Source organism: Vibrio sp. St2 (assembly GCF_947311885.1).
Lineage (GTDB): Bacteria > Pseudomonadota > Gammaproteobacteria > Enterobacterales > Vibrionaceae > Vibrio > Vibrio coralliilyticus.
Genome location: NZ_CAMZNA010000001.1, coordinates 1 through 24049, shown reverse-complemented (window position 1 = coordinate 24049; position 24049 = coordinate 1). Strand labels below are relative to the sequence as shown.

Sequence of the window (24049 nt, the reverse complement as noted above, 5' to 3'; positions counted from 1 at the left end):
TTCAGATACAACACTGTTCAATATTTGATAACAAATGACTGACCTTAATGATCTGATGGTGTTCGCGACAGTAGTAGAGAGAGGTAGCTTTACTCAGGCAGCGGAAGCACTGAATACACCGAAATCCAACATCAGCCGTAAAATTACTCGGTTAGAGTCACAATTAGGTGTGCGACTACTAGAACGCTCAACGAGAACACTGCATCTGACTGAAATCGGTCAGCGCTACTATCAATATTGCAAACGAATCAAAGAAGAATATGAAGCCGCAGGCAGTGCGGTGGAATCTATGCTGGAGAAGCCTCAAGGCCGCCTTAGGGTGTGTACATCTCTTGGTGTTGGCCAGTCATTACTAGGCGACCACCTTGCCGAGTACTGTCGACATTATCCGGATGTTGAACTCGATCTCAGCCTAACGAATCGACGTGTTGATCTCATTGAGGAAGGCTACGACCTAGCATTCCGAGTTGGGGATCTGCCAGACTCGGGGCTGATCGCTAAGAAGTTGTGTTCCATTAATCTTCGCCTTTATGCCGCTCCAAGTTTTGCAAAACACAGGGTCAACACGCCCAGTGACCTGCTAAAACATCCACTGATGCTGATGAGCGCAAAAGAGCGCAGCCCCGACTGGCATCTAAGTTGCGGAGTAGAAAAAACGGCATTGAGATTTGAACCTACTGTGCGCTGCGACGACTTTTCTATGCTGATGAGAATGGCGATAAAGGGCTTAGGAATCACAGAATTACCCGAGTACATGGCGGAGCATAAGCTTGCGGAAGGCACACTCATTAACATTCTCCCTGACTGGCAATTCGAACCTGTCGATTTGTATGCGCTCTACCCAAGTCATCGAGGTTCAACACCCAAAGTACGAGCATTGCTAACTCACCTTTCACAAGCTTTACCACACTGACATTTCAATTAATGAATGAAAAAAGCCCACCAAAAGGCGGGCTGTGATTCCAAATAAGAAAAATATAATTGGCAATAATATAATTATTTCCCGATTAAACAGGTGACGACTTTAATCAGCTCAATTAACTGATAATTAACTCTGGATTAATAGTCTAAAAACATTTAGATTCTCGGGAAACAAATAAAAATTACACATTAGAATAAAATAAATCAAAGAAATTTATTTTAATGAATTACAAGCATGAATTAAATCACGTTTGGTTGACTAGTAGATGATAGATAAGATAATAAGGCTTATTACAGAAAGTAAGCATGACACAGGTGGTGTGAAATTCCTCGCTCAGGAAATGGGCATTAAGTATAGCACGCTGTACAGCCTATATTCCGGCAAGAATAGTAACCCCACAATCGATACGGTTGGAAAGATTTGTGATTACTACAACATTACTTTTTCTGACCTTTCTGATGAAGCAGCAGCACCTCATCATTTTGACTCGTTGCACCCTGAAATAGTCAGACTGTCCCAGCATGAAGGTGTCGATGTTTTCATTAAAAACAACCACCTTATTGACAGTTTACCAAAAAGTAGCCAGTTGATTTTTGAAAAGTTCACTCCCCCTTTGAAAAACAAAAATCATTATATTTGCCTCACAGAAACTGGTGAAATTGTCTTGAGAAAAGCCATTGAAGAAGATAATAAATTTCTATTTATCTCTTCAAATAGAATAATTCACAAGAATGATTATCCAATAATGCAACTAAAGAATGTCAAAATATAACTTCTTCAAAATAAGGAAAAAACGCTCTCGACTCTATTCTATCGATGGATTGGTAGGTTTTATAGACAAAGAGATGTTTCGACACGCTTATATTGATAAACACGACGTCGATCTTCACAACGGAAAATACTCTATTTCCGACAAGCGGATCCGCGCTATCAATGTAAAGGAAAAAACCATCGAAATGGAAATATCTGATATTCCAGTAACCGTGACGATGAAAAGCCTGCTTACACCTTCAATCAGACAAGAACTCGATATTAGTAATGAAAATTTTGTCGCCATCTATCACCAAATGGAGCAATAACCAATGAACGTACTAGAAAAGTCGACCATGCTCGCGACTCTAGGGCTGTTCTGTTTCCTAACTGCTTCAAACATGGCCGCAGCAAAAGCTGTTGAATTCTTCGGTATCCATCTTACGGCGGGATTCTTCACCTACCCGTTTGTTTACCTCTTCTCTTCAATCATCATGGCGACGCGTTCACCAGACGTGTACTTCAAATGTATTACCTTTGCCTATTTCGGTTATCTGTCGTTTATCAGCCTGATGTACATCGCAGCGATTCTGCCCGGCGTCAACGCCGAGTCGACTTACAACAAGAGTTTTGACCTAATCTACAATCTCAGTAATTACCGAATTTACTTATCCTCATTGTGTGCCTACTTCGTCTCAATGTTCCTGTTTGGTGTGCTATTTAACTCATTGAAGATTGAAAGCATCGCAATCAGAATCGCATTGGCCACGCTGATCGTGGCACTCGCTGATGTAAACCTCTTCCTCATCCTGGCTTTCTGGGGTGTTAAAGCAAGCAGCCTACTGATGGACATTATGTTCTGGGCGAGCATTAAAAAGCTGGTTGCACAGCTGGTTCTGCTGGGGCCAACCCTCTTAATAATTAACCTGATCAGGAACAAACATGAGTACTGTGTTTCAAATTAGCGATTGCCATTTGAGCGATGAGTCGAGCTTTCAAAACCTTGAGAAGGCGCTGAATGTTGCAAATGCTGATAGTGATTGCGACACAATTCTGCTGACCGGTGATATCTGCTGTGGTCCTAAATCAGGCGACTATACAAAGCTGCTGAGTTTTGTTTCCCAGCACGTTGATAGCAAAAAACAGGTTTATGCCATTGCAGGTAACCATGATGATATCGTTTTGATGAAAAATGAGCTGAAGGGCTCTTTGATTCAGGTGGTGGATCAATGTGAGATTGCAGGGCGCGATTTCATCTTCCTCGACTCAAGTCAGAAACCTATTGATGCTCAGCACCCTCTCGGCTCCGGCAGAATTGACAATCGCGGTATCGCTCACCTGAGAAAGCAAATCCGTAAGAAGAAAGACCCTATTGTGGTCGTACATCACCCAGTGATTCGTGTTGGCTCTGACTGGATGAAGGCTATCTGCCTTGAGAACGACCAACAGATATTCAACATCCTTAAGCAATCTGGCGTCAGAGAAGTTATTTGTGGTCATGGCCATGATCATATTACCTGCACCAAAGAAGGTGTTACGCAGTACATGGCGCCAGCAACCGCTTATGGATTTGATCACTCCATTCCTGAATACAATCGAAGTGAACGTATCGGAATGAACAAATTTACTATTTCAAAACAAACAATAACTGTAAATGAGGTTGTGCTATGAGATTAAGCTTGGTTCTCGATATTTCGAAAGCCGTTGTCGCGATGTATGTGGGGGTATTCTGCGTACTGGTCAGCTATAACAATGTGATTGACTACAATACAAACTTCCAATTTGTGCAGCACGTATTGGCTATGGACCAAATGAAGGCATTTTTTACAGGCGATAATCTGTATGGACGTGCGATCACTTCTCCGACACTTCACACTGTGTTTTACAATCTGATCATCGCACTTGAGTTCCTTGCGGGCGCTTTGTGCGTTATCGGCGCGGTAATTATGTTCTTCAAACGTGAAGCGGCTGGATTCTCCAAAGGTCAGGCTTTCTATGTAGCCGGTGTCACCGTCGCTTTAGGTGTGTGGTATTTCGGCTTCGGCGTTGTTGGCGCTGAGTGGTTCTCGATGTGGGCAAACTCATGGAATGGCCAGATGAAGGCATATACCTTCGCTATGTTTATCATTCTGACGTTGATTTATGTCCTGATGCCAAGACCAAATAACGACTAGTTCATTACTAATAGCAATAAAAAACCCTGCTGATTGAGCAGGGTTTTTTCTATCTAATCACAGATAATTAGTCGCATAGCGACGCACCAAACTTCTCAGATACGTGAGCAACGATAGCGTCAACCGCAGCAGCGATGTCGGCATCTTCTAGCGTACGCTCAACTGACTGTAGCGTCAGTGCGATTGCTAGGCTCTTCTTACCTTAAAATCTAACCTCTTCATACTTTAGGCTAACTCTACGACTAATGTCTAACTAACTGAGACTATTTGTTTTTTTCAGTTTGGTTTAAGGTACTAACAACTTCAATAATTGCGTTTATTTATAGGGTAACTTGTTCTTTATCTTTAACAGTGAACCTCAAGCTTTTTACACCAATACCAACGATATTCTTGCTTGTTTCCGACCCTATTCTTAGTCAGTCATCTTCACTTTTTAATAATAACCCAAGTTACACCTAATAGAGATTTGTCGCATGCTTTGTAGCAAACACTAACTACTCCGCTACCTCTTAATACCGGCAGTAAGTTACGTTTGTTGGAACAACACACCTCAGAGTGTGAATGAAAGGAATCAAAATGAGCAGTACTTTAGAGTCCGTACATATAAGAACAGATAAGCCTCAATCCAATGAGGATCAACTCACTTATGAACAACAACACAAACCAAGCTCTGAATTTGAGTCCCGAGAGCAGTATCTAGAGCACGAATTGCAAATCATGTCGCCTAAACGCTGGCGTCCAAACTTGCCGTTTAAAGATTATCGATTTGAGGTTGAAGACACCATCCCAGCAATGGCGGCGACCATTGGTAAAGTGGTAATGGTGGGCGCTATTGCAGCAACCTTTGCCGGAGCTCTAGGGCTAAACGAAGGGTTTATTCTAGAAAATGTTCGTTATGAATTACTGATAGCGTCAGTTTTCATCATTCTTTTCTCTGGCTTTTTGTTGCCAACCGCCAACCTCGCAGGTACACACGGACCACTTATCCCTTTGATTCCGATTGTTGTTGCCGCTGGTGGACACCCGATGGCCTTTGGCTTGCTGATTGGCGCGTTTGGCTTATTATTGGCCATCAGTAAAGGTGGCAGCATGTTGGCAAATCTCACCAGTAAAGGCGTGTGTGGCGGCTTATTGCTCTACCTAGGCTTTGTTGGGACCGTTTCTCAAGTCAAAAAGCTATTCGCTTGGGCAGAAGGAATTGGTATGAGCCACATCGCTTTCGTCGTGATCTTTTGTACCATTATCTTGTACGCGTTATTGGAACATTTCCGTAAGCGTTGGCTAGCAGTGCCTCTTAGCTGCTTGCTGGGTGGCACGTTAGCTTTTGCGATGGGCGCACCGTTTTCTTTCCAAACCGAGCCTGGTTTACCTAACATGAACCCTATGTATTGGTGGGGGGAGAATACAGGTTGGATGCTTGGCCTACCGACAATTGAACACTTCATGGTGGTACTACCGTTTGCGATTTTAGCAGTGGCTATGTGGTCACCAGACTTCTTAGGGCATCAGGTCTTTCAAAAAATCAGCTACCCAGAACGTACCGAAAAAGTACACATGAACATTGACGATACCATGACCACGGCTTCTATTCGTCAGACATTTGGTTCTCTCCTTGGTGGTACTAACTTTACCTCTTCATGGGGGACTTACATCGTACCAGCCGCAATTGCTAAACGCCCTATTCCTGCGGGTGCTTTGCTGACGGCTCTGTTTTGCATCATCGCTGCAATTTGGGGTTACCCGATGGATTTAGCTATCTGGCAACCTGTACTTTGTGTTGCGCTAATCGTTGGTGTATTCGTCCCATTGCTAGAAGCTGGAATGGAAATGACGCGCGAAGGGAAAACCACTCAATCTGCCGCAATCGTTGTATTTTCGTCAGCGCTAGTAAACCCTGCATTTGGTTGGTCGCTCACTATGCTGTTAGACAACTTAGGTTTAGTCGGTTGTAAAGAACGTAGCGGTGAATTGAGCAAAATGAGCCGTTGGGTGTTGCCTGGCATTATGTTTGTGGTACTAACAAGTGTGATGGCGTCGGTTGGGCTGCTACCAGGGATACCAGCGATTATCCCAAGCTTTCGCTAACCGTTAGACGCGAGTTGAAGCCAATGGGTATTTAACCTCTCGGTTATATCTGAAAAAACTAAGGCCTCGCTATTGCGAGGCCTTTGATTTTCTAAGGTGATGACCAGCTAACTCATTTTTGCCCAATGTGAGTTAACCGGAACAAAAGAGCAGGTCTCGATGAACGATATTCGCAATGCTTTAGTTAATGAAAAGGTAAAAAGAAATACCTGCCCCTCCTCACATGATAGACATTAATTACTTCGTTAGTGGCTTTACTCAATGAACTTGGTGTCCGATACTGCGGTACAGTTCAGATGATGTAAAGAGAGAACGACGGTATATGAATAAGGCACAAGGAAACCGCACATACCTTGCAAAAGATGTCTACCTCAAATGGAAAAAGCGAGTCGCCAAGGCTGATCAATCTATAACTATATATACTCCTTTTTTTGACAAACTGCTGGTCAACCTCCTAAAGCAAACCGAACTAGATAAAATGCACGTCACAATCGTGACTGACTTAAACCCGACGTCAATTTTAGAACAACCTAAACAACTTAAAACGCTAAAGCACTTGCTCTCAGAAGGTTTTAACGTGTTAAATGCACCGCGCTTGCATGCCAAAGTGCTACTTACTGACGATGCATACATCACCCTAGGCTCACAAAATTTCACCTCATATGCGCGAAAAAGCAAAGAGTGCACTGCCATCCCAGCCGCGTCGCTGGATAACACTAAGTTTGTCAAGACACTGCTTGAATGGCGAGAAGAGGCAGAACCCATCGATGAAGCTTTTGTGGACCTACTTCTGTCTGAGCTATCTAGCCAGTTCAAACAGTACAAAAAACTACTTAAAAACACTGAAACTCAGTTCGCACACCTTCATACTCAGCACGAGGAGCAAAAACGACGAAGCTTGTTTCGCCGTCTGGAAGCGATCGAGAAACAGTCGAGCATTAAACTAGCACAAGGTGAAGCATATGCATCCGTTGACATCATGTTCAATGGCTCAAGCCACTACTACAGCCTCGTCACAAAACCGGGTTACGATTTGACGCACTGGAAGGTCCACAAGCCAGGAGAAGGGACAAAGCCTTATGATTTTAAACGACTCCATATGTACCCATTTATTGTTGCAGACAGTGGTGCCATGGGCTTTGCCAGAATTGCAAAAACCCGGATTACCTACTTTAGAAAAACAGTCACATGGGTTGATAATTTGCTTAAAGTAGGGGATAAGCAGTTGGTGGTTACCATCAGTTTCCCCAAAAAAGATACTCATAAGCACAATGTCAAAGTCACTCTCAAACACTCCTACCTTGGGGGCTGTGACGCTTTTTTCCTCTTCACAGGGGATGCCTTTGAGCTTGTAGAAAAGCACTTCACCGAACAGAATAATGACAAACAGAAGGCATTTAAAGCCGACTTAGAGGCCAAAATCTTCAGTAATCAAGATGCACTCAATGCGTTCTTTGGTCGTTCCTTTACCAGTTTTACTTATCAAGAACTTGATATCGGAAACAAGAACATTAGAGATTATTTGAAGGGCTCACGTTACAGACTGAGCGTAATTGAGTATCAAGGAAACCCCATTTTGGTCATAAAGTAAATCAGTTAACTTTTCATAGATGAGCGCCTAGAGCAAAAAAAGTAAGGTACTCTTTCACTCACCGACCGAGTGGAAATACCATTACCTTAAAAGAAGGTATTGATATGTTTACGAAAATCGTTGATTTTGTAGGCTGAATCATAAAACTACTGGCTTAGGTTATGCCCTCTACGCTTTGAAGTTTTTGAATACTGCACTGAATCCGCAATTTACAAATTTAGCAAAATCACTGACTCGAAAGTGCCCTATTGTTAGCTACTGCTCAAGGAAAGGAATAGATCACCCCGTTAACCTTGCAATACGCAATTTATTGGTTGGGCAAAAAGCAATACTTGCCCCTGTCTACACGCTGAGTTTGAAAGGAACTGTATTCAGGGGATTGCCATAGTTAAAAGGCATTGGAATGTTACTGGTTAAGTCTATGTTTTGGATTAAAAAATTGATGTTTGAGATGGTTTCGTCTATATTTAATTTACTTTACGCGCTTGAAGCGTGACCAGCTTCATCTGGTGCATCACCAGAGCTTTAAATTGTGTTTTTTTATGAGCACGGTCACCACGAAAATCGGCAAGCCGATTTGTCGTGGCGCCCGTGCCCTTTAAGGTAAAGTTGCAGAAAGCCCCGTAATCAGGGGCTTTTTGTTTTTCAGGCGATCTATGTTTGTATGACTGAATTTGAAACCCATTTTGATAATTACCTAACGGCTTTGGATTATTCAAAGTTGCGTCTAATGAATGCACCAAACTTCTTGTTTTTGTGTGGTGGTCAAACAGGCACCTACGAAACAGGTCAGGATGGTGAGTCTAAATACTTTTCAATGAGGGGAGCAATTCTAGATACTATTGTGGCTAGCTACGCCTCTTTGAGTGACAAGGTTCAATGTGCTGAAGAATATCAAGATTGGCTAGAGCATGGACAGGTTAAGAACCTGATCGATTTTGAGCTGGCAATTGCCGATATGGCAGGTGCAATAGTTCTCATATTGGAAGGGCCTGGTGCATTTGCAGAACTAGGTAGCTTTAGTGTTTTGGAAACATTGTCAGAAAAGCTCATACTTGTAGTTAATACTAATATTGTAGAAGAGAATACATTTATTAACTATGGTCCCATCAAGTATTTGCAAGATAATAATAAAGTAGTGTTAAAGTATCAATGGGATGTGAGATATTATATCGGTGGTGTAAATCAAGATAAAGTTTCTTCAAAAGTTAATGCTAATAAAGAGACTACCTTGTCTGTATCCAATAGAATTACAAAAAAAATAGAGGAAGAAATTAGTAAGCTATCTACGGGTAGCCCTAAATTAGATTTAAGTAAAATTGGTCATGTTTGCTTTGTTGTTGGTGATTTGATATTTACTTTTGGTTCTCTACGTATTTCAGAAATAAACAATGCTCTAAAAGATCACTTTAAAGTGGAAAGTAACTACTCACTCGTAAGAACCTGCACTTATATACTAGAAAGGTTTGGTTTTATAAAAAAGGTTGATAGCGGTGATACTTATTATATCGCAACTAGTGAGAATAAAGGATTTATAAAGCATTATTATGATGCTGATTTAAAAGAGTTAATAGATAATAAAAATCGTACAGATTTCGTACAGGACTTGCTAGGCGTTATGGCTGTTCATGATGAAGATCGGTTAGCCTCTATTACGGAGAATTGATATGGCAAATCTATTGAAAGAAATATGTAGTAGTACAGATTTAAATATTCAAGATGTAATAAAAGGCCTAAATACAGCACCATTGGCATACAAAGTATATACAATCCCCAAAAGAACAAAGGGGGAGCGAGTTATTGCTCAGCCAAGCCCGTTTGTGAAGAAAGTTCAAAGAGCTGTCATTTCTGTTTTTCTATCAAAATATAATCCTTCTGAGGTCAGTACTGCTTATGTAGAAGGTAAATCTATAGTAGATAATGCTGAAGCACATAAAGATAATGACTGGATACTAAAATTAGACTTTAATAATTTTTTCCCATCATTAAAGCCTAATGATCTATTTTTATTTCTTGAGGGTGAAGGGGAAGTTATTGGAGAGTTTGACAAAAAAATACTTTCATCTTACTTGTTTAGACGAAACAACAAAAAATTAGAATTATCTATTGGAGCTCCATCATCGCCATTGGTTTCTAACTTAGTTATGAAGTCAATTGATAGTAAATTAGAGAAATACTGTAACGATAATGGTGTTGTTTACACTAGATATGCTGATGACCTAACTTTCTCAACTATGGACTTTGATAAAATTGACGAGTTGAAGAAATATATAACTGCTCTCTTGTCTGAGACTAAAAATCCTAAGTTGTCAATTAATGAATCTAAAACGAAAGTTATTGGTAGAGGGCGTTCTAGACGTGTGACAGGGATCGTGCTTACTCACGAAGATAAACTTTCTGTTGGTAGATATACTCGAAAAAAAATTAGAGCAATGGTGCATCACTACTATAATAAAACAATTAAAAAATCTGATATACCTTATTTGCATGGAATAGTTTCTCATATGATGAGTGTAGAGCCAGATTATTATAAAAAATTAGAAGAAAAATACGGTTCTGAATTTTTTATAAAGCTAGCTAAGGATTCTTATAAAATTGCTAAAGCAATTAAGCAGAATAATCTAGTAAAATAAGTAACAATATTTATATATCAGAAGAAAAAACAGTGGGGTCAGGTCTTGCCCTTTGCTATCCAAGGTTTTCTATACTTTGTTTAATTCAAAAGGAAGTACAGGATCAAATCTTTCCTTTTGCGCCTTGAAGTTTTTACGTACTTCAGTTAATCCGTCATTTGCTAAATTAGCAAGCCAGATAACACGTTTCTGTCCAATAATGAGTTAGCATCCGTTTCCTGATCTAACAAAAAGGCCTCGCAATGCGAGGCCTTTGATTTTCTATCTAATCAGTAGTGATTAGTCGCGTAGCGATGCACCAAACTTCTCAGATACGTGAGCAACGATAGCGTCAACCGCACCAGCGATGTCGGCATCTTCAAGCGTACGCTCTACAGATTGTAGTGTTAGCGCGATTGCTAGGCTCTTCTTACCTTCTTCAACGCCTTTACCAACGTAAACGTCGAATAGTTTCGCATCTTTCAGGAACTCACCACCTTGTTCTAGACACGCTGCAACGATGTCGCCAGAAGCTACTGCTTCATCAACAACTACTGCGATGTCACGACGGTTTGATGGGAACTTAGAAAGCTGTACGGCTTCTGGAATCACTTTAGTGTTGATTGCAGACCATTCCACTTCGAATACGATAGTACGGCCGTTTAGACCAAACTTACGCTCAAGCTCTGGGTGAACTGTACCGATTACACCTACTTGCTTACCATCAACGATGATTGCCGCAGATTGACCCGGGTGAAGTGCTGGGTTCGCTGCTTTGTCTTCAGCCGAAAGCGCAGCAAAAGAGTACGCGTTTTCGTTTGCAGTAAGCTCAAGAACCGCTTCTAGATCGCCTTTCAGATCAAAGAAATCAACAGTGTTGGTTTCGATATCCCAGTGCTCTTCGCTGCGAGTACCTGCGATAACACCTGCAAGCATAGGCTCTTGGCGCATACCGTTTTCAGCAGACTCACATGGGATGAAACGTAGGCCGTATTCGAATAGACGAACACGTGGCTGTTGACGTTTCTGGTTGTGAACCACAGTGTTTAGTAGACCTTGGATTAGGCCTAGACGCATTGCTGACATATCCGCAGAGATTGGGAATGGCAGGATTAACGGCTCAACACCTGGAACAACCAGCTTTTGTTGCTCTGGCTCAACGAAGCTGTAAGTGATCGCTTCTTGGTAACCACGGTCAACAAGTAGGTTACGAACGCGTTTTAGCGGAATGTTCGCTTCAACGTGGTCGTGCATCTTAAGTGCTGCCGCTGGGTTTTGGTTAGGAATGTTATCGTAACCGTAGATACGACCTACTTCTTCAATTAGGTCTTGCTCGATTGCGATATCAAAACGCCATGTCGGTGCTGTCGCTGTCCAACCAGTGTCAGTTGTTGATACTGTTAGGCCAAGACGCTCTAGGATTTCAACAACATCGCTGTCTGCAATGTGGTGACCTAGTAGGCTGTCTAGCTTAGTGCGACGTAGTGACACTGTATTTGCTTTTGGTAGGTCAGCTTCTGACTCTTCAGCAACAACAGGGGCTACTTCACCGCCACAGATCTCAACGAGAAGTTCTGTTGCACGCTCCATTGCGCTAGTTTGCAGTGCGAAATCGACACCACGCTCAAAACGCATAGAAGAATCTGTGTGTAGACCATAGCTACGTGCGCGACCACGGATGTGGTCTGGTGCGAAGAACGCACACTCAAGTAGTACGTCTTTAGTTTCAGTCGTTACACCAGACTCTTCACCACCAAAGATACCTGCGATAGCAAGGGCTTTGTTGTGGTCAGCTACCACTAGAGTATCAGCGTTTAACTCAGCTTCGTTGCCGTCTAGAAGAGTTAGCTTCTCGCCCTGCTCTGCCATACGAACTACGATACCGCCTTCAATCTTAGCAAGATCGAAGGCGTGCATTGGCTGGCCTTGCTCCAGAAGAATAAAGTTAGTGATGTCGACTACTGGGTCAATAGAGCGGATACCACAACGGCGCAGTTTCTCTTGCATCCAAAGTGGAGTTTCAGCTTGAACGTTTACGTTCTTAACCACACGGCCAAGGTAACGAGGACATGCAGCAGGTGCTTTCACTTCGATAGAAACAGTGTCGTCAATTGCTGGAGCAACAGGGTTAACTGCAGGCTCAGTCACGTCTGCACGGTTTAGTACACCAACTTCACGTGCCATACCACGGATACTGAAACAATCCGCGCGGTTAGCCGTTAGGTCTACGTCTACTGTTACGTCGTCAAGACCTAGGAATTCGCGGAAATCAGTACCGATTGCTGCGTCTTCTGCTAGTTCCATGATGCCATCTGATTCAACGTCAATGCCTAGCTCAGAGAATGAACACAACATGCCGTGTGATGGTTGACCACGTAGTTTTGCTTTTTTGATTTTGAAATCGCCTGGTAGAACAGCACCAACAGTCGCAACCGCAACTTTGATACCTAGGCGGCAGTTAGATGCGCCACAAACGATGTCTAGAAGTTCTTCAGCGCCAACATCTACTTTAGTTACGCGTAGTTTGTCAGCGTCTGGGTGTTGACCACACTCAACCACTTTACCTACTTTAACGCCAGTGAAAGAACCAGCAACAGGTAGTACGTCGTCTACTTCTAGACCCGCCATTGTGATTTGGTGTGTAAGTTCGTCAGTCGATACCGCAGGGTTTACCCACTCACGAAGCCAAGATTCGCTAAATTTCATAGTGATGGTTCCCCTGGATTACTTGAACTGTTTTAGGAAACGAAGGTCGTTCTCGAAGAACGCACGAAGATCGTTTACGCCGTAACGAAGCATAGTTAGACGCTCAACGCCCATACCAAATGCAAAGCCAGAGTATTTCTCAGGGTCGATGCCAACGCTGCGAAGTACGTTAGGGTGAACCATGCCACAACCCAGAACTTCAAGCCATTTGCCGTTTTTACCTTTCACGTCTACTTCAGCTGAAGGCTCAGTGAATGGGAAGTAAGAAGGACGGAAACGAACTTCCACTTCTTCTTCAAAGAAGTTACATAGGAAGTCGTGCAGGATGCCTTTAAGCTGTGCGAAGTTTACGTTCTCGTCTACTAGCATACCTTCCACTTGGTGGAACATTGGCGTGTGCGTTTGGTCGTAGTCGTTACGGTAAACACGACCCGGTGCGATGAAGCGGAATGGTGGTTTACCATTTTCCATCGTACGGATCTGAACGCCAGACGTGTGAGTACGTAGCATTAGATCTGGGTTAAAGAAGAACGTGTCGTGGTCAGTACGCGCTGGGTGATCTTCTGCGATGTTTAGTGCATCAAAGTTGTGGAATGCATCTTCAATCTCAGGACCAGACTCAGTGTTAAAGCCTAGCTCACCAAAGAATTGTTCAATACGCTCAACTGTACGAGTCACAGGGTGAAGACCACCGTTCTCGATACGACGACCCGGTAGAGTCACGTCGATAGTTTCTTCAGCCAGCTTCGCTTCTAGCTCTGCACGTTGCAGTGCGTCTTTGCGTGCGGCAATCGCTTGTTGAACTGCACCTTTTGCTTTGTTGATCTCTTGACCAGCAGTACGGCGCTCTTCTGGTGGTAGTTTACCTAGGCTTTGAAGTTGAGCCGTTAGCTCACCTTTCTTACCTAGATACTGAACACGCACTTCATCAAGTGCGACTAGCGAATCAGCAGCTTCAATTGCTGCGCCCGCATTAGCAATGATCTCTTCTAGATGTTGCATCGTTTCCTCATCTACCTATAGGTAGTTTCCATAAGGGTTCCCGCGAGGGATTTTTGGTATTTTCAAATAGCTGTACATAGTAACGAAAGCGAGGTCTAAATCCAATCTGAAATCGGGATTCGACCTCTCTTTGGGTAAAAAATCAGCTTAATGATTGTTCGAGTTCATTAAGCTCAGCTATTTGGGTCTGTATCGACGAGGAAACTGGGTGGATTAGACACTAGCGTGAAGTGTCATAAGCAGAGGAATGGAGCGGTTGCTCACACGTTGCAACACAGTTGCGTCCTTGAGATTTAGCTTTGTAGACCGCGTTATCTGCTCCTTTAATGAGATCGTTGAAATCTCTCATTTCATAGGTACGCTCTGCCACACCGACACTAATGCTGCCACACCAGATGTCATCACCCGCGGGCACACGCATTTCTGCAACAATTTGTCTTGTTTGCTCCGCCACATGCGCGCCTCCTTCTGCATCAGTATTGGGACAGATGACGAAGAACTCGTCCCCGCCAAGACGACACACCAGATCATCACTGCGAAATGAGTCATTTAGCGTCTGAGCTAACTCCACCAGCAAGCGATCACCAGCGTCGTGCCCCGCACTATCATTCACCTGTTTGAAGTTGTCAGCATCAATCATGATGCACACCAAAGGCTCTTGATTGAGGGTTGACTCATGCCAGTATGCTTTCAGTTTGCGAATCGCACAGCGTCGATTGGGAAGCTGAGTGAGTGGATCTGTTAAAGACAGCTCTTCAAGCTGCTTATTCGCTTTGGATAACTGCTTAGTCCGTTCTTTCACTTTATCTTCTAAGCACTGATTCAGTTCCAGCAGCTCTTTATTTCGGTCAGAAACCTGTTCGAACAAGCCATTAAGCGCTTTGAGAAGCGGCTCCGTCGAACTGTCTTGTTTTTTCTCTTCACGCTCATAAGCGGTCTTTGGATCCACCCCCGCCTGAACCTGTTTAACCTGACGAGACATATTCTGGTCGATGCCAAGGATATGGTAAGCCAACCAATGAATCAGAAAGTTAAACAACTGCTCAGAAGCTTTCTTGTTTTCATCACTGATGAACGCCTGCATGCTGATAATATCCGTCATAAAGGCACGGTGTATTTTGATATGGCCTTCAATATGAGCGGGGTGAAGCCCTACCGAATGCATGAGCGCTTCTTCTTCCTTGAAATGAAATTCTGCGTATCGAGATAATTCAAACAGCGCCATGCGAATGTCTTGTAATGACATATTATTCTTGGTGAGCAACTCTCCATATCGATTGATGATCTCGACTAGGTATTGGTGTTGTTCATCAACATCGTCTAAGCCGGTTTCGTAGCAGTTATCCCATTGAAATGACTTCATTCGCTAATAGCCTTCAGAATTATATTTATTACATTGCACTGTCAGCACGATGCATAAAAACCATAAATGATTTATGGATTTTACATAGGAATGTAGCGATGCTAAGGACTTAAATACAAAAAAGGGAGCTGGATCAGCCCCCTAGAGTTTGGAATAAAGATCACGTTTAAAAAGTGTTATTGAGCTCTCACTTAGAAGTAATACTCTAACGACACTTCAATGAAGTCATCCTTACGCGCGAAGTACAATAAGTCGTCAGGTGTGTCATTCTCAAACCACCAGCCATCGACTCGCCATTTAAGGTGATTGGTCAATCGACTCGAAGCCTCCAACTTAGCACTGAACACATCACTGTTATCCAGATCCTGAGTGAATCCGAGTAATATTTCGGTACCATCCTCATCGTTCAGCTCGAAACGTGAACCGATGAACACATCGTTTTGACCGGTACTTTGAGCATTGTTGCCTCGACTGTCATAGAGATACTCTGCGATAAGCCCAACATCCCAAACACTTTCCAATGCACCAACAATGGTGTATTCAAACCCTGAAACCAACCCAATGTGGTGATCAAAACTGTCACGATAAACGCTCTCGAGCTTCCATAGCCAGTCGCCGACAATGCCTTGAACATCCACGCCGACTTGCTTCGCCTGCGCGTAGTAAGGCTTCAAGTCAGTCCCTTGAAGACGGAAATACGGATCGCGGTTAGTCCCTTGAAAGTAGCTCAACCCTAAATCCCAATCTCCAAACATCTGGGTGTATCTCAGCGCATAATCAACGTGCTGCTCCTCATGAGAAGATTCATAAATCGCATCCTCTGAGACTGGCAATGTCGTCCTCAAACGCCCGTCTTGGCCTGCAAAGGTACGTTCACGGAAGTAAGGAAGGAGCATCGCGTCAAGAATTCCCCAATCTTTGACTGAAGTCAGGTGCAGCATGGGTTGCCCTAGCTTGTCTTCGCCGTCCACCGCTTCAATCGAATCGGTTTGATTCACCACATCGACCAGATGTGCAGACTCAGTAACACCCCAGAAAACCTTTCCGATCCCGGCACGCAGTTCGTAGTCATCCCAGTAGGTTAAATAAAGCGCTTCTCGAATATCGCCGTGACTTCGCTCATCATCTTCGCTGTCTAAACGATAAAAAGGCGTGAAGGTAAAATCTGAATTGTCATCAATCTCCCAATAAAATTCAGGCTGTAAGACGATTGAACTTTGACCTTTGCCTTGCCCCTGAAGTCCGTCGGAAAAGAATTGTCGATGCTCAAGGTTGACCTGACCTGAGAGTTCGAAACCATGGCAATGTAAGGCAGCTAGCGTCAGTGATACACAGGCCGCAAGGCGACCTGTTTTATTCCATATTTTGCTCATAGCGATCCTTATTTCACCCGTTTGAGGATATTCTTCTCAAAATCTCTTGCTCTCAAACCAGTCTGAAACTGGAGATCACTAGTAGTAAGCAACGTGCTCTTGCCTGTTTGATGATTCGTCATCGCCATGGTGTGGGCACGCCAGTATTTATCTAGATAAAGCTGGTAATCATCGAATTTAAGCGTTTTCAGCAGTGAACCTTTTCGGTCATAAAATTCAACCTGCATTGGTCGGTAATGCTCTTTGTCCAACCACACTTGCTGTTTGGTGTAACCCGAGTTTTTGTCTGTTGGTATCTGCTCGACAACGAAAGCGTTACTTCCACCGAACTCTTCATCACGGAGGTAAGTGAAGGTGTATTTCTCCAACTCAAACGAGCTTAAGTCTTCATAAGCAAATTCACTGCCCATAAACGGGCCGGATTTATTGCGTGAGGAAATCCGCTTAACTCGTTTAAGCGCTGGTAGATATAACCATTGGTCATCAGCATCGATAGTGTGCGAGTGGTTGAGAAATGCCGTTCCTTTGACGTCTCTTGGCTGGTCGAAAATCGTCAAACCTTTATCGCCGTCATCAGCCACTTCAAATGACTTCATACGCATTTCGCGAGTACTGCTCTCTCCTTGAGCATTTTTCAGTACCATTTGCATGGTTGCGATTGAGTCACCCCACCCTTCATCTCGCGCTTTGCGTTCGGTCGCAATTTCCAATCCTTTTTCAGCGTTGGCAAACGCCATAGATTGACCGCCGATTGTCAACAAAGCAGACAGCGCGACCGATGTGATCAATGAATAATTTGAACGTTTCATAGTGTATTCCCTTAACTTTGTGTCTGAGGAGCCGTTGTTGGCTGAGTTGAAGTGGCGGCTGTTGTCAGTGATTCGTTTTCCTGCGCGTAACTCGCGGTATCAAAGCGCATCAACAGCGCTGGTAGGAAAACAAAATCAACGACAAGAGCAATAAAGATCACCATGGCGCTTAGCTGGCCCATATCTGCATTAAGTCTGAACGTGGACATGGCCAGCACGGTGAACCCTGCAACCAGAACAATGGTGGTGATCCATAGAGCTCGGCCTACAGTGTGAAAGGCGTAGCGAACGGCTTGTTCGGCGTTTTGCCCTTGTTTACGTGCACGTTGATATTTCGAGAGAAAGTGGACCGCATCGTCAACAACAATACCCAATGTCAGCGTTACAACCACAGACAGACCTAGGTTTATCTCGCCAGAGATCAAGGCCCATAAGCCAAAGCCAATAACTGCCGGAGCCATGTTAGGTACAATACTGATCACACCAAGTCGCATTGATCTCAGTGCAAAAATCATCAAAGCTGAAATCAAGATCAGAGTGATAGGCAGTGTCGACAGCATGCTAGCCATATTGGTCTCACCAATGTGCGCAAACATCAGCGATGGACTTGAAGCCAACACGTCGTACTTCGAGCCGTTCGCCTTAAACCAGTCGTAGATTCGATTCTCTAAATCGACCAGTTCAACACTGCCCAAGTTGTCGATGGTCACCACCAGTTTGATCGACGATTTATCGACATTAATCTGGTTATTAAGGTCAAGGCCATATGGCAGCGACATTTCATACAACAGCAAATATTGGGCAGCGAGTTCCCTTTGCAGAGGCAGCTTGTAGTAACTGTCATCATCGCCATGCATGTTCTTGTTCAGGCGTTTATAGACATCGGAAAGCGTGGCGACGTGATCCGTTTCTGGCTGCATACGAAGCCAGTCAGTAAAGTTGCTAATCGTCTGAAGGAAAATAGGATCCGCAATCCCTTGAGACTCATGGGTTTTCACCGCAATACTGATGGTTGTCATGCCACTGATGCGCTCTTCCATGAAATCCGCAGCGCGGCGAAACTCATTGCGCGAATCAAAATACTTCACCGATTCATCATTCACCTTATTCAGTGGAATCAGTACTGCAGATACCGCAATGACAACAACAGAAATAGGCAGCAAGGCTTTACGATTATTCACTACCCAATCGCCAAGCTTATCCATCGAGTCACTGGTTTTCCCATTATCGGTCTCTTTTCGCTTCACTTTAATTGGCAGCAATTTGAGTAGCGCTGGCAACAAGCTGACTGACAGAAAACACGCCAACATCACACCGAGTGCTGCCAAGTTACCGAAATCTCTCAATACCGGTGAATCCGACATATTCATCATCAGGAAACCAATCGCTGTAGTCACTGAGGTGATGACGATCGGCATGAGGTTAATCGAAACACTGTGGTCAATCGCGTACTGCTTAGAATGGCCTTTTTGCATGCTCTGACGCATCGTTGCGATAACATGAACGCAGTCTGCGACAGCCAACGTCATCACTAAGGTGGGAATATTGACCGTAGCTGTACTAAGGAACATACCAGCCCAACCCGATAACCCCATGGTTGCGGCGACTGAGCCGATGATCACCACAAGCGTGGCTATCACACTCAGGAAGGAACGCAGCATGATGGTCAAAAACACCAGTATTACCAGCAACATGGCTGGCACTAATGTTGAGCTGTCATCCTGAGCGGCGACCATGAAAGCATGGTTCATTGCAATGATCCCCGCTTTATGGAACTCGACATGAGGATACAACTCACCATATTTGCTTAACAGTTCATCGACTCCGGCAACCACTTCGAGTGCTTCCGTCGTCTCATCAATTTCAGGTAACTGAACAGTGACATTCACCACTGTCACATCGCCTTTTTCAGAGATCAGGGCGTGCTTGACCACAGGTTCAGACAAAGCAATTGCCTTAACCTTTTCGATGCGTTCTGGCGTAAGAGGATAATCTTCCAATAGAAGATCCTCGACAATCAGGTCATCTTCAATGGCTTCGGTATGCTGATAATTGGCAATAGAGTCGACTCGGCTTGAATAAGGTACTAGCCAGGCATCTTGGGTAAGCTGTTGAATCAGTTCTAGAGTTTTTGGCTCAAAAACGTTGCCGCTTTGGGGGGAAATGATGATTGCGATGTTATCGGACTTGGCGAAAGTGGTTTGTATTTCCTCATAGGCGAGCAGTTGTTGGTTTTTTCCGTCAAAAAAGATGTTGTAGTCACCACGGAAATAGAGATTCTTTCCTCCAAAAGTGGCAGCGGTGACCAGTGCTAATGTCAGTAGGAGTACCCAACCGCTAAATCGGGTGGGTAAGGTTAACCACGGGTGTGGTTGATTTGGATTAGAGTTGGCTGATTTCATCACACTCTCCGTTTGTGACGTTTCGTCAAAAGTTGTTATTTAAAAACCAGCTAACACTGGCACTTAAGTAACAAAGCTCGTGTTTGAATGATTCAAACCTTATCGAGTGTCTTTTTTGACGATTCGTCATTTAGAGAGTCAAATAAAACCCATAACGGGCTTTATTTTAGGCTGAAGCAGATTAGCGTCCGACGGAGTTGAGATATTCGATCTCTTGACTAAATAGCTCCTGCTCTACTCGGCGCCAGGTTTTCTTGTAATCCCACTCACTAGAGAGAGGTTTCCAGTTCAACCCATCTAACAGCATATTCGCATTATGGAGCACTGAGAACGGGTCCTGTAGGCGATTGATACAATGGCTATTGGACGCATTTTGCGTAAGGGCATTTGACCCAAAAGCAATCGACCAATTGGCAAACACTATCGCATCTGAGCTGATACCTGGTGAGAACTTGAGGTCACCACTTTCAACCGCGTAGTTAACCAGTTGATCGGCGCCTTCTATCACTTGCTCTTCCAGCTCATTTAGCTCTTTAACACGTTCTGGCGACGCCTTCTCAAGTACAAAAGGATTTTTCGCCATTAGTGCACACATGGACAAAATCGGCTCCATGCGCGTATAGATACGGTAGCCTACATGCATCGCTATGATTTTTTCCCGTGTACAGCCTTCAAATTCTGCAGCGCGGGCGAATAACACAGCTTCGCTTTTCAGAGAATGAATACAAAGCGCAACAATCGCGTCTTCTTTACTACTAAAGTGATTATAAATCGTACCTTTCGAGTAAGGGCTTGCTGCCGTTAGCTTGTCCATGGTCAGGTTACTCCACCCTTCCTTTTGAACCAGCGCTTTCGCCAGCAGAATCAGCTCTATTTCTCTATCGGCAATGGCCTGTTGTTTCTTGGTTAACCCAAAACCACAACGGACGCCGTCTTTTTTATCACTCTTTTTACAGCTAAAGCCAAACATGATTATTTCGATCCGTACCCGTCTGTTACTCCTTAACTTTCTAATTGTAACACGAATCATAATACTGCGATAAACCACAATTATGACGATTCGTCATTTTTGACACTTCGTCATAATAGATCATATATTACTCAAATAAAAGATTTGTTCGTAAATACATACATAAAAACTATGAATTATTATCGTGCTACACTTTATGCACTTATCTGAACTGGAGAGACAATCCCACGTGTTCAAATACTTAGCTTTACCGCTTGCTACTTTTACATGCTGGATTAGTCCGGCATTGTCAGCGGACTACTCAACAGAAAAAATTGCTTCAGGTTTACTGGTTCCTTGGGGAATGACGTTTGCTGACGACAACACGTTGCTGGTCACCGAACGCAACGGCCATATTCTCTCGGTCGATATCGCTACAGGGAAAAGTACTCAGCTTATGGAAGATCCTGCTGGCCTTTATGCCAACGGTCAGGGAGGGTTGCTCGATATCGCGATGTCCCCTTTCGAACCGAACAAAGCGTATGTGACCTACAGTAAACGCACCGCTAGCGGTTCAGATACCACTCTTGCTACCTTCACATTTTCAGACGGTAAGCTCTCCGACTGGAAAAACATCCTTACGACAACGTCCAATTCCTCGACCAATCGCCACTATGGTAGTCGAGTGACCTTCGATGATCAGTACCTCTACATGAGTGTTGGCGATCGCGGAGAACGAGACAATGGACAGGACTTAAGTACCCATGCGGGTTCGATTCTCAGGTTGAACCCTGACGGTTCAGCAGCCGAAGACAACCCTTTCGCCGAGCAAAAAGGCGCGCAAAAGGAAATCTGGAGCTTTGGTCATCGTAATCCACAAGGCTTGTTTTACGATTCAGCAGCTGGCGCTTTGTGGTCGATAGAACATGGCCCAAGAGGCGGCGATGAAATAAACCTTATTCAACCGGGCTCAAACTATGGCTGGCCAATCACTTCTCACGGTAAAGAATACTGGGGGCCGATTAATGTCGGGGAATCTAAAGAAAAAGAGGGGATCGAGTCACCAGTAAAGGTTTATGTTCCTTCCATCGCTCCCTCAAGTTTGCTTTTGTATCGAGGTGAAAACTACCCTGAGCTTAACGGGAAGCTTCTCGCACCCGCTTTGAAACTGACCCATATTAATATCGTCACACTAGACAAAAACAATCAAGCAGTAGATGAAATTCGAATATTGTCAGAGCTTAACGAACGTATTCGCCATGTCATCGTCAGCCCTAAGGATGAACTCATCTTTAGTACTGATCAAGGCAATATATACCGCCTTGTTCCAACTCGCAGCTAAGAAAAAGGCCCGTTATTACGGGCCTTTTTCTTAAGCACTGATATGCTCCAGCAGTTCATCCTTGAGCTCACCTAATACCCCAGGTTTTGGCTGAGTGTGAGATAAAGTCCGCATGCCATAGATACCCATCACCAAAAACTGAGCTAACTGAGCTGGCGATTTTTTTTGAGATGCTTGACCCGCCTGCTGCGCCTGGGAAAGCTTCTCTTCAATAGACTGATGCCAGTCTTGAAGCATCATGCTGATAAGATGTTCCACTTCATCATCCTGCTGTGCCATCTCACTGAGTGATTTCTGCAGCAAACAATCTTTGATTTCTTCCGTTTCACACTCTTCGACCACCCAGCTTAGATATTTTTCAAAGCCAGCCATCACTGTTGGTTGAGAGTCAAACAAGGCCTGAAACTCTTGCGATTTATCATCACGATACTGTTCCAACGCCGCAATCAATAAGCCGCGCTTGTTCTCAAAGGCACAATAGATCGAACCGGGGTGCAGTCCAGTTACCTTTTTTAGGTCTTGCATGCTGGTCTTAGCGTACCCTTTAGCTACAAAAGCATCCATTGCAGAACGTAATACTTCTTCCCGATCAAATTCAGCGCTGCGCATTGGTTCTCTTATCTCAATTATCAATATGGATCGATTCTACTTTATTTTGAACAAGCATTCAAAAAAGTAGTTGAATGCTTGTTCAAATTAGACTAACTTGAATGGGCATTCAAGAAAAACCACAAAGGGAACGTCATGAATAACCTATTTGAACCATTAGCGCTGAACGATACCATTACATTGAACAACAGAATTGTGATGGCACCACTGACTCGTTGTATGGCTGATGACAGCCTAGTTCCAACTCAAGCGATGGTGGATTACTACGCTCGTCGAGCAGACACTGGCTTGATTATTAGTGAAGCGACCATCATTCGCCCAGATGGTCAGGGATATCCAAATACCCCTGGAATATTCAGTCAGGAGCAAATTGCTGGCTGGCGTAAGGTGACAGACGCGGTTCATGAGAAAGGCGGTAAGATTTTTGTCCAGCTGTGGCACACTGGCCGTGTTGCTCACCCTCATTTCTTCAATGGAGAATATGTACTTGCGCCTTCCGCAGTCAGCGTTGAAGGCAGCGTACCCCGCATGCGAGAGCTGACCTACACCACGCCTAAGCCAGCGACCCGAGAAGAGATTGAAGAACTTGTTGAAGATTATCGTCAGGCCGCTATTAACGCTCTAGAAGCAGGCTTTGACGGGGTTGAAATCCACGGAGCAAATGGCTATCTGATCGACCAATTCCTACATTATTCAAGCAATACTCGAGACGACGAATTTGGTGGCTCAGCTGAAAATATGACACGTTTCCCGTTGCAAGTGGTCGATGCAATCGTTGATGCCATTGGTAAAGATAGAACAGCACTACGACTCTCTCCGGGTGCTTACTTCAACATGGAGCCAGACAATCGCGATCGTCAGGTTTCAGATTACTTGCTCAAAGAACTCGAAAGCCGTGATCTAAGCTACCTTCACGTGGGAATTTTTGACGATAGCATGTCATTTGATTACCTAGATGGCACCGTTTCAGAATATATGCGTTCAAACTACAGTAAGACACTAATGGGGGTTGGTGGTTTTACACCAGAAACCGGAAATGCAGCTTTGGAGTCTGGCAAATTTGATTTGCTGGCAATTGGTCGCCCATTAATCGCCAACCCTGACTATGTCGAAAAAGTAAAATCAGGCTCTGTGTTGACCGAATACTCGGATGAAATGCTTGCCGAGCTTGTATAACCCATTCACGTTTGGTGAGTGAAAAATCAGCGGCTTTTTGCCGCTGATTTCTTATGTAATGAAGATACAAAAAAGCCCTGACCAAATGGTCAGGGCTTCGTAATTTGGAGCGACACACGAGGTTCGAACTCGTGACCTCAACCTTGGCAAGGTTGCGCTCTACCAACTGAGCTAGTGTCGCATA

Annotated in this window: 21 protein-coding genes, 1 tRNA gene and 1 pseudogene; 12 read left to right on the top strand and 11 right to left on the bottom strand. The window is 44.0% G+C overall.

The features are described from left to right. Nucleotides 1-34: 34 nt before the first annotated feature. The 6 genes from QMA41_RS00115 (at nucleotide 35) to QMA41_RS00090 (ending at nucleotide 3846) form a co-directional block, all read left to right on the top strand. Nucleotides 35-913, top strand: a complete 879-nt coding sequence (locus QMA41_RS00115; protein WP_281628498.1) for a LysR family transcriptional regulator — start codon at nucleotides 35-37, stop codon at nucleotides 911-913. Nucleotides 914-1187: 274 nt separating this feature from the next. Continuing rightward, nucleotides 1188-1694: an XRE family transcriptional regulator gene (locus tag QMA41_RS00110; RefSeq protein ID WP_021456021.1), complete on the top strand. Its 507-nt coding sequence runs from the start codon at nucleotides 1188-1190 to the stop codon at nucleotides 1692-1694. Between the two features lie 73 nt (nucleotides 1695-1767). After that, the gene (locus QMA41_RS00105; RefSeq protein WP_129542190.1) at nucleotides 1768-2001 is read left to right on the top strand and encodes a hypothetical protein; all 234 of its coding nucleotides are present in this window, start codon (nucleotides 1768-1770) and stop codon (nucleotides 1999-2001) included. A gap of 3 nt (nucleotides 2002-2004) precedes the next feature. Continuing rightward, on the top strand, nucleotides 2005-2637 hold the full coding sequence (locus QMA41_RS00100) for a queuosine precursor transporter (RefSeq protein ID WP_006962692.1): 633 nt from the start codon (nucleotides 2005-2007) through the stop codon (nucleotides 2635-2637). Next, entirely contained in the window at nucleotides 2615-3343 is a 729-nt protein-coding gene (locus QMA41_RS00095) for a metallophosphoesterase (RefSeq protein WP_281628497.1), read from the top strand. The genes QMA41_RS00100 and QMA41_RS00095 overlap by 23 nt, the downstream gene beginning before the upstream one ends. Beyond that, entirely contained in the window at nucleotides 3340-3846 is a 507-nt protein-coding gene (locus tag QMA41_RS00090) for a DUF2165 domain-containing protein (protein ID WP_019277034.1), read from the top strand. The genes QMA41_RS00095 and QMA41_RS00090 overlap by 4 nt, the downstream gene beginning before the upstream one ends. 67 nt (nucleotides 3847-3913) lie before the next feature. On the opposite strand, the pseudogene QMA41_RS00085 reads toward QMA41_RS00090, so the two are convergent. Then, nucleotides 3914-4048: pseudogene (locus tag QMA41_RS00085) on the bottom strand (hypothetical protein); the annotation flags it as partial. Nucleotides 4049-4422: 374 nt separating this feature from the next. Here QMA41_RS00085 and QMA41_RS00080 point away from each other — a divergent pair. Together QMA41_RS00080 and QMA41_RS00075 are read left to right on the top strand one after the other, a co-directional pair. Next, nucleotides 4423-5931 (top strand): DUF3360 domain-containing protein, encoded by a 1509-nt coding sequence (locus tag QMA41_RS00080; protein WP_281628496.1) that lies wholly within the window; start codon nucleotides 4423-4425, stop codon nucleotides 5929-5931. A gap of 322 nt (nucleotides 5932-6253) precedes the next feature. After that, nucleotides 6254-7522, top strand: a complete 1269-nt coding sequence (locus QMA41_RS00075; RefSeq protein ID WP_281628495.1) for a phospholipase D-like domain-containing protein — start codon at nucleotides 6254-6256, stop codon at nucleotides 7520-7522. Nucleotides 7523-7989: 467 nt separating this feature from the next. Here the strand turns inward: QMA41_RS00075 and QMA41_RS00070 are convergent, their stop codons facing one another. Then, nucleotides 7990-8262, bottom strand: a complete 273-nt coding sequence (locus QMA41_RS00070) for a hypothetical protein (protein ID WP_281628494.1) — start codon at nucleotides 8260-8262, stop codon at nucleotides 7990-7992. Here QMA41_RS00070 and QMA41_RS00065 point away from each other — a divergent pair. Together QMA41_RS00065 and QMA41_RS00060 are read left to right on the top strand one after the other, a co-directional pair. Beyond that, on the top strand, nucleotides 8253-9188 hold the full coding sequence (locus QMA41_RS00065; protein WP_281628493.1) for a retron St85 family effector protein: 936 nt from the start codon (nucleotides 8253-8255) through the stop codon (nucleotides 9186-9188). The two genes, QMA41_RS00070 and QMA41_RS00065, sit on opposite strands and share 10 nt — an antisense overlap. Nucleotide 9189: 1 nt before the next feature. Next, the gene (locus QMA41_RS00060; protein WP_281628492.1) at nucleotides 9190-10155 is read left to right on the top strand and encodes a retron St85 family RNA-directed DNA polymerase; all 966 of its coding nucleotides are present in this window, start codon (nucleotides 9190-9192) and stop codon (nucleotides 10153-10155) included. A gap of 279 nt (nucleotides 10156-10434) precedes the next feature. On the opposite strand, the gene pheT is transcribed toward QMA41_RS00060, so the two are convergent. From pheT to QMA41_RS00025, 7 genes are all read right to left on the bottom strand, one after another. Further along, nucleotides 10435-12840 carry a phenylalanine--tRNA ligase subunit beta gene (gene pheT / locus QMA41_RS00055; protein ID WP_281628491.1) on the bottom strand — a complete coding sequence of 802 codons (2406 nt, stop codon included), beginning with the start codon at nucleotides 12838-12840 and terminating at the stop codon, nucleotides 10435-10437. An 18-nt stretch (nucleotides 12841-12858) separates the two neighbouring features. Next, a complete protein-coding gene (gene pheS / locus QMA41_RS00050) occupies nucleotides 12859-13842 on the bottom strand; it encodes a phenylalanine--tRNA ligase subunit alpha (protein ID WP_006962705.1) in 984 nt (327 codons plus the stop codon). A gap of 220 nt (nucleotides 13843-14062) precedes the next feature. Continuing rightward, the gene (locus QMA41_RS00045) at nucleotides 14063-15205 is read right to left on the bottom strand and encodes a GGDEF domain-containing protein (RefSeq protein WP_281628490.1); all 1143 of its coding nucleotides are present in this window, start codon (nucleotides 15203-15205) and stop codon (nucleotides 14063-14065) included. Between the two features lie 191 nt (nucleotides 15206-15396). Further along, nucleotides 15397-16578, bottom strand: a complete 1182-nt coding sequence (locus QMA41_RS00040) for a hypothetical protein (protein ID WP_281628489.1) — start codon at nucleotides 16576-16578, stop codon at nucleotides 15397-15399. A gap of 8 nt (nucleotides 16579-16586) precedes the next feature. Beyond that, nucleotides 16587-17387 carry an outer membrane lipoprotein-sorting protein gene (locus QMA41_RS00035; protein ID WP_281628488.1) on the bottom strand — a complete coding sequence of 267 codons (801 nt, stop codon included), beginning with the start codon at nucleotides 17385-17387 and terminating at the stop codon, nucleotides 16587-16589. An 11-nt stretch (nucleotides 17388-17398) separates the two neighbouring features. Further along, nucleotides 17399-19789 carry an MMPL family transporter gene (locus tag QMA41_RS00030; protein ID WP_281628487.1) on the bottom strand — a complete coding sequence of 797 codons (2391 nt, stop codon included), beginning with the start codon at nucleotides 19787-19789 and terminating at the stop codon, nucleotides 17399-17401. 181 nt (nucleotides 19790-19970) lie between these two features. Then, nucleotides 19971-20759 carry a TetR/AcrR family transcriptional regulator gene (locus QMA41_RS00025; protein ID WP_006962710.1) on the bottom strand — a complete coding sequence of 263 codons (789 nt, stop codon included), beginning with the start codon at nucleotides 20757-20759 and terminating at the stop codon, nucleotides 19971-19973. Nucleotides 20760-20988: 229 nt separating this feature from the next. Here QMA41_RS00025 and QMA41_RS00020 point away from each other — a divergent pair, with 229 nt between their 5' ends. Beyond that, nucleotides 20989-22080: a PQQ-dependent sugar dehydrogenase gene (locus QMA41_RS00020; RefSeq protein ID WP_281628486.1), complete on the top strand. Its 1092-nt coding sequence runs from the start codon at nucleotides 20989-20991 to the stop codon at nucleotides 22078-22080. Between the two features lie 30 nt (nucleotides 22081-22110). On the opposite strand, the gene QMA41_RS00015 is transcribed toward QMA41_RS00020, so the two are convergent. Next, entirely contained in the window at nucleotides 22111-22689 is a 579-nt protein-coding gene (locus tag QMA41_RS00015) for a TetR/AcrR family transcriptional regulator (RefSeq protein ID WP_043008548.1), read from the bottom strand. Between the two features lie 135 nt (nucleotides 22690-22824). Between QMA41_RS00015 and QMA41_RS00010 the strand changes: the two genes are divergently transcribed. Beyond that, nucleotides 22825-23865, top strand: a complete 1041-nt coding sequence (locus QMA41_RS00010) for an alkene reductase (RefSeq protein WP_281628485.1) — start codon at nucleotides 22825-22827, stop codon at nucleotides 23863-23865. A gap of 105 nt (nucleotides 23866-23970) precedes the next feature. On the opposite strand, the gene QMA41_RS00005 is transcribed toward QMA41_RS00010, so the two are convergent. After that, nucleotides 23971-24046: transfer RNA gene (locus QMA41_RS00005), tRNA-Gly, on the bottom strand. Between the last annotated feature and the right edge of the window lie 3 nt (nucleotides 24047-24049).

Coding starts and splice junctions, on each gene's coding strand:
- QMA41_RS00010 (WP_281628485.1), top strand. CDS start 22,825: ATGAATAACCTATTTGAACCATTAGCGCTGAACGATACCATTACATTG.
- QMA41_RS00110 (WP_021456021.1), top strand. CDS start 1,188: ATGATAGATAAGATAATAAGGCTTATTACAGAAAGTAAGCATGACACA.
- QMA41_RS00095 (WP_281628497.1), top strand. CDS start 2,615: ATGAGTACTGTGTTTCAAATTAGCGATTGCCATTTGAGCGATGAGTCG.
- QMA41_RS00115 (WP_281628498.1), top strand. CDS start 35: ATGACTGACCTTAATGATCTGATGGTGTTCGCGACAGTAGTAGAGAGA.
- QMA41_RS00060 (WP_281628492.1), top strand. CDS start 9,190: ATGGCAAATCTATTGAAAGAAATATGTAGTAGTACAGATTTAAATATT.
- QMA41_RS00090 (WP_019277034.1), top strand. CDS start 3,340: ATGAGATTAAGCTTGGTTCTCGATATTTCGAAAGCCGTTGTCGCGATG.
- QMA41_RS00025 (WP_006962710.1), bottom strand. CDS start 20,759: ATGTTTGGCTTTAGCTGTAAAAAGAGTGATAAAAAAGACGGCGTCCGT.
- QMA41_RS00015 (WP_043008548.1), bottom strand. CDS start 22,689: ATGCGCAGCGCTGAATTTGATCGGGAAGAAGTATTACGTTCTGCAATG.
- QMA41_RS00030 (WP_281628487.1), bottom strand. CDS start 19,789: ATGAAATCAGCCAACTCTAATCCAAATCAACCACACCCGTGGTTAACC.
- pheT (WP_281628491.1), bottom strand. CDS start 12,840: ATGAAATTTAGCGAATCTTGGCTTCGTGAGTGGGTAAACCCTGCGGTA.
- QMA41_RS00035 (WP_281628488.1), bottom strand. CDS start 17,387: ATGAAACGTTCAAATTATTCATTGATCACATCGGTCGCGCTGTCTGCT.
- QMA41_RS00105 (WP_129542190.1), top strand. CDS start 1,768: ATGTTTCGACACGCTTATATTGATAAACACGACGTCGATCTTCACAAC.
- QMA41_RS00080 (WP_281628496.1), top strand. CDS start 4,423: ATGAGCAGTACTTTAGAGTCCGTACATATAAGAACAGATAAGCCTCAA.
- pheS (WP_006962705.1), bottom strand. CDS start 13,842: ATGCAACATCTAGAAGAGATCATTGCTAATGCGGGCGCAGCAATTGAA.
- QMA41_RS00040 (WP_281628489.1), bottom strand. CDS start 16,578: ATGAGCAAAATATGGAATAAAACAGGTCGCCTTGCGGCCTGTGTATCA.
- QMA41_RS00075 (WP_281628495.1), top strand. CDS start 6,254: ATGAATAAGGCACAAGGAAACCGCACATACCTTGCAAAAGATGTCTAC.
- QMA41_RS00045 (WP_281628490.1), bottom strand. CDS start 15,205: ATGAAGTCATTTCAATGGGATAACTGCTACGAAACCGGCTTAGACGAT.
- QMA41_RS00100 (WP_006962692.1), top strand. CDS start 2,005: ATGAACGTACTAGAAAAGTCGACCATGCTCGCGACTCTAGGGCTGTTC.
- QMA41_RS00065 (WP_281628493.1), top strand. CDS start 8,253: ATGAATGCACCAAACTTCTTGTTTTTGTGTGGTGGTCAAACAGGCACC.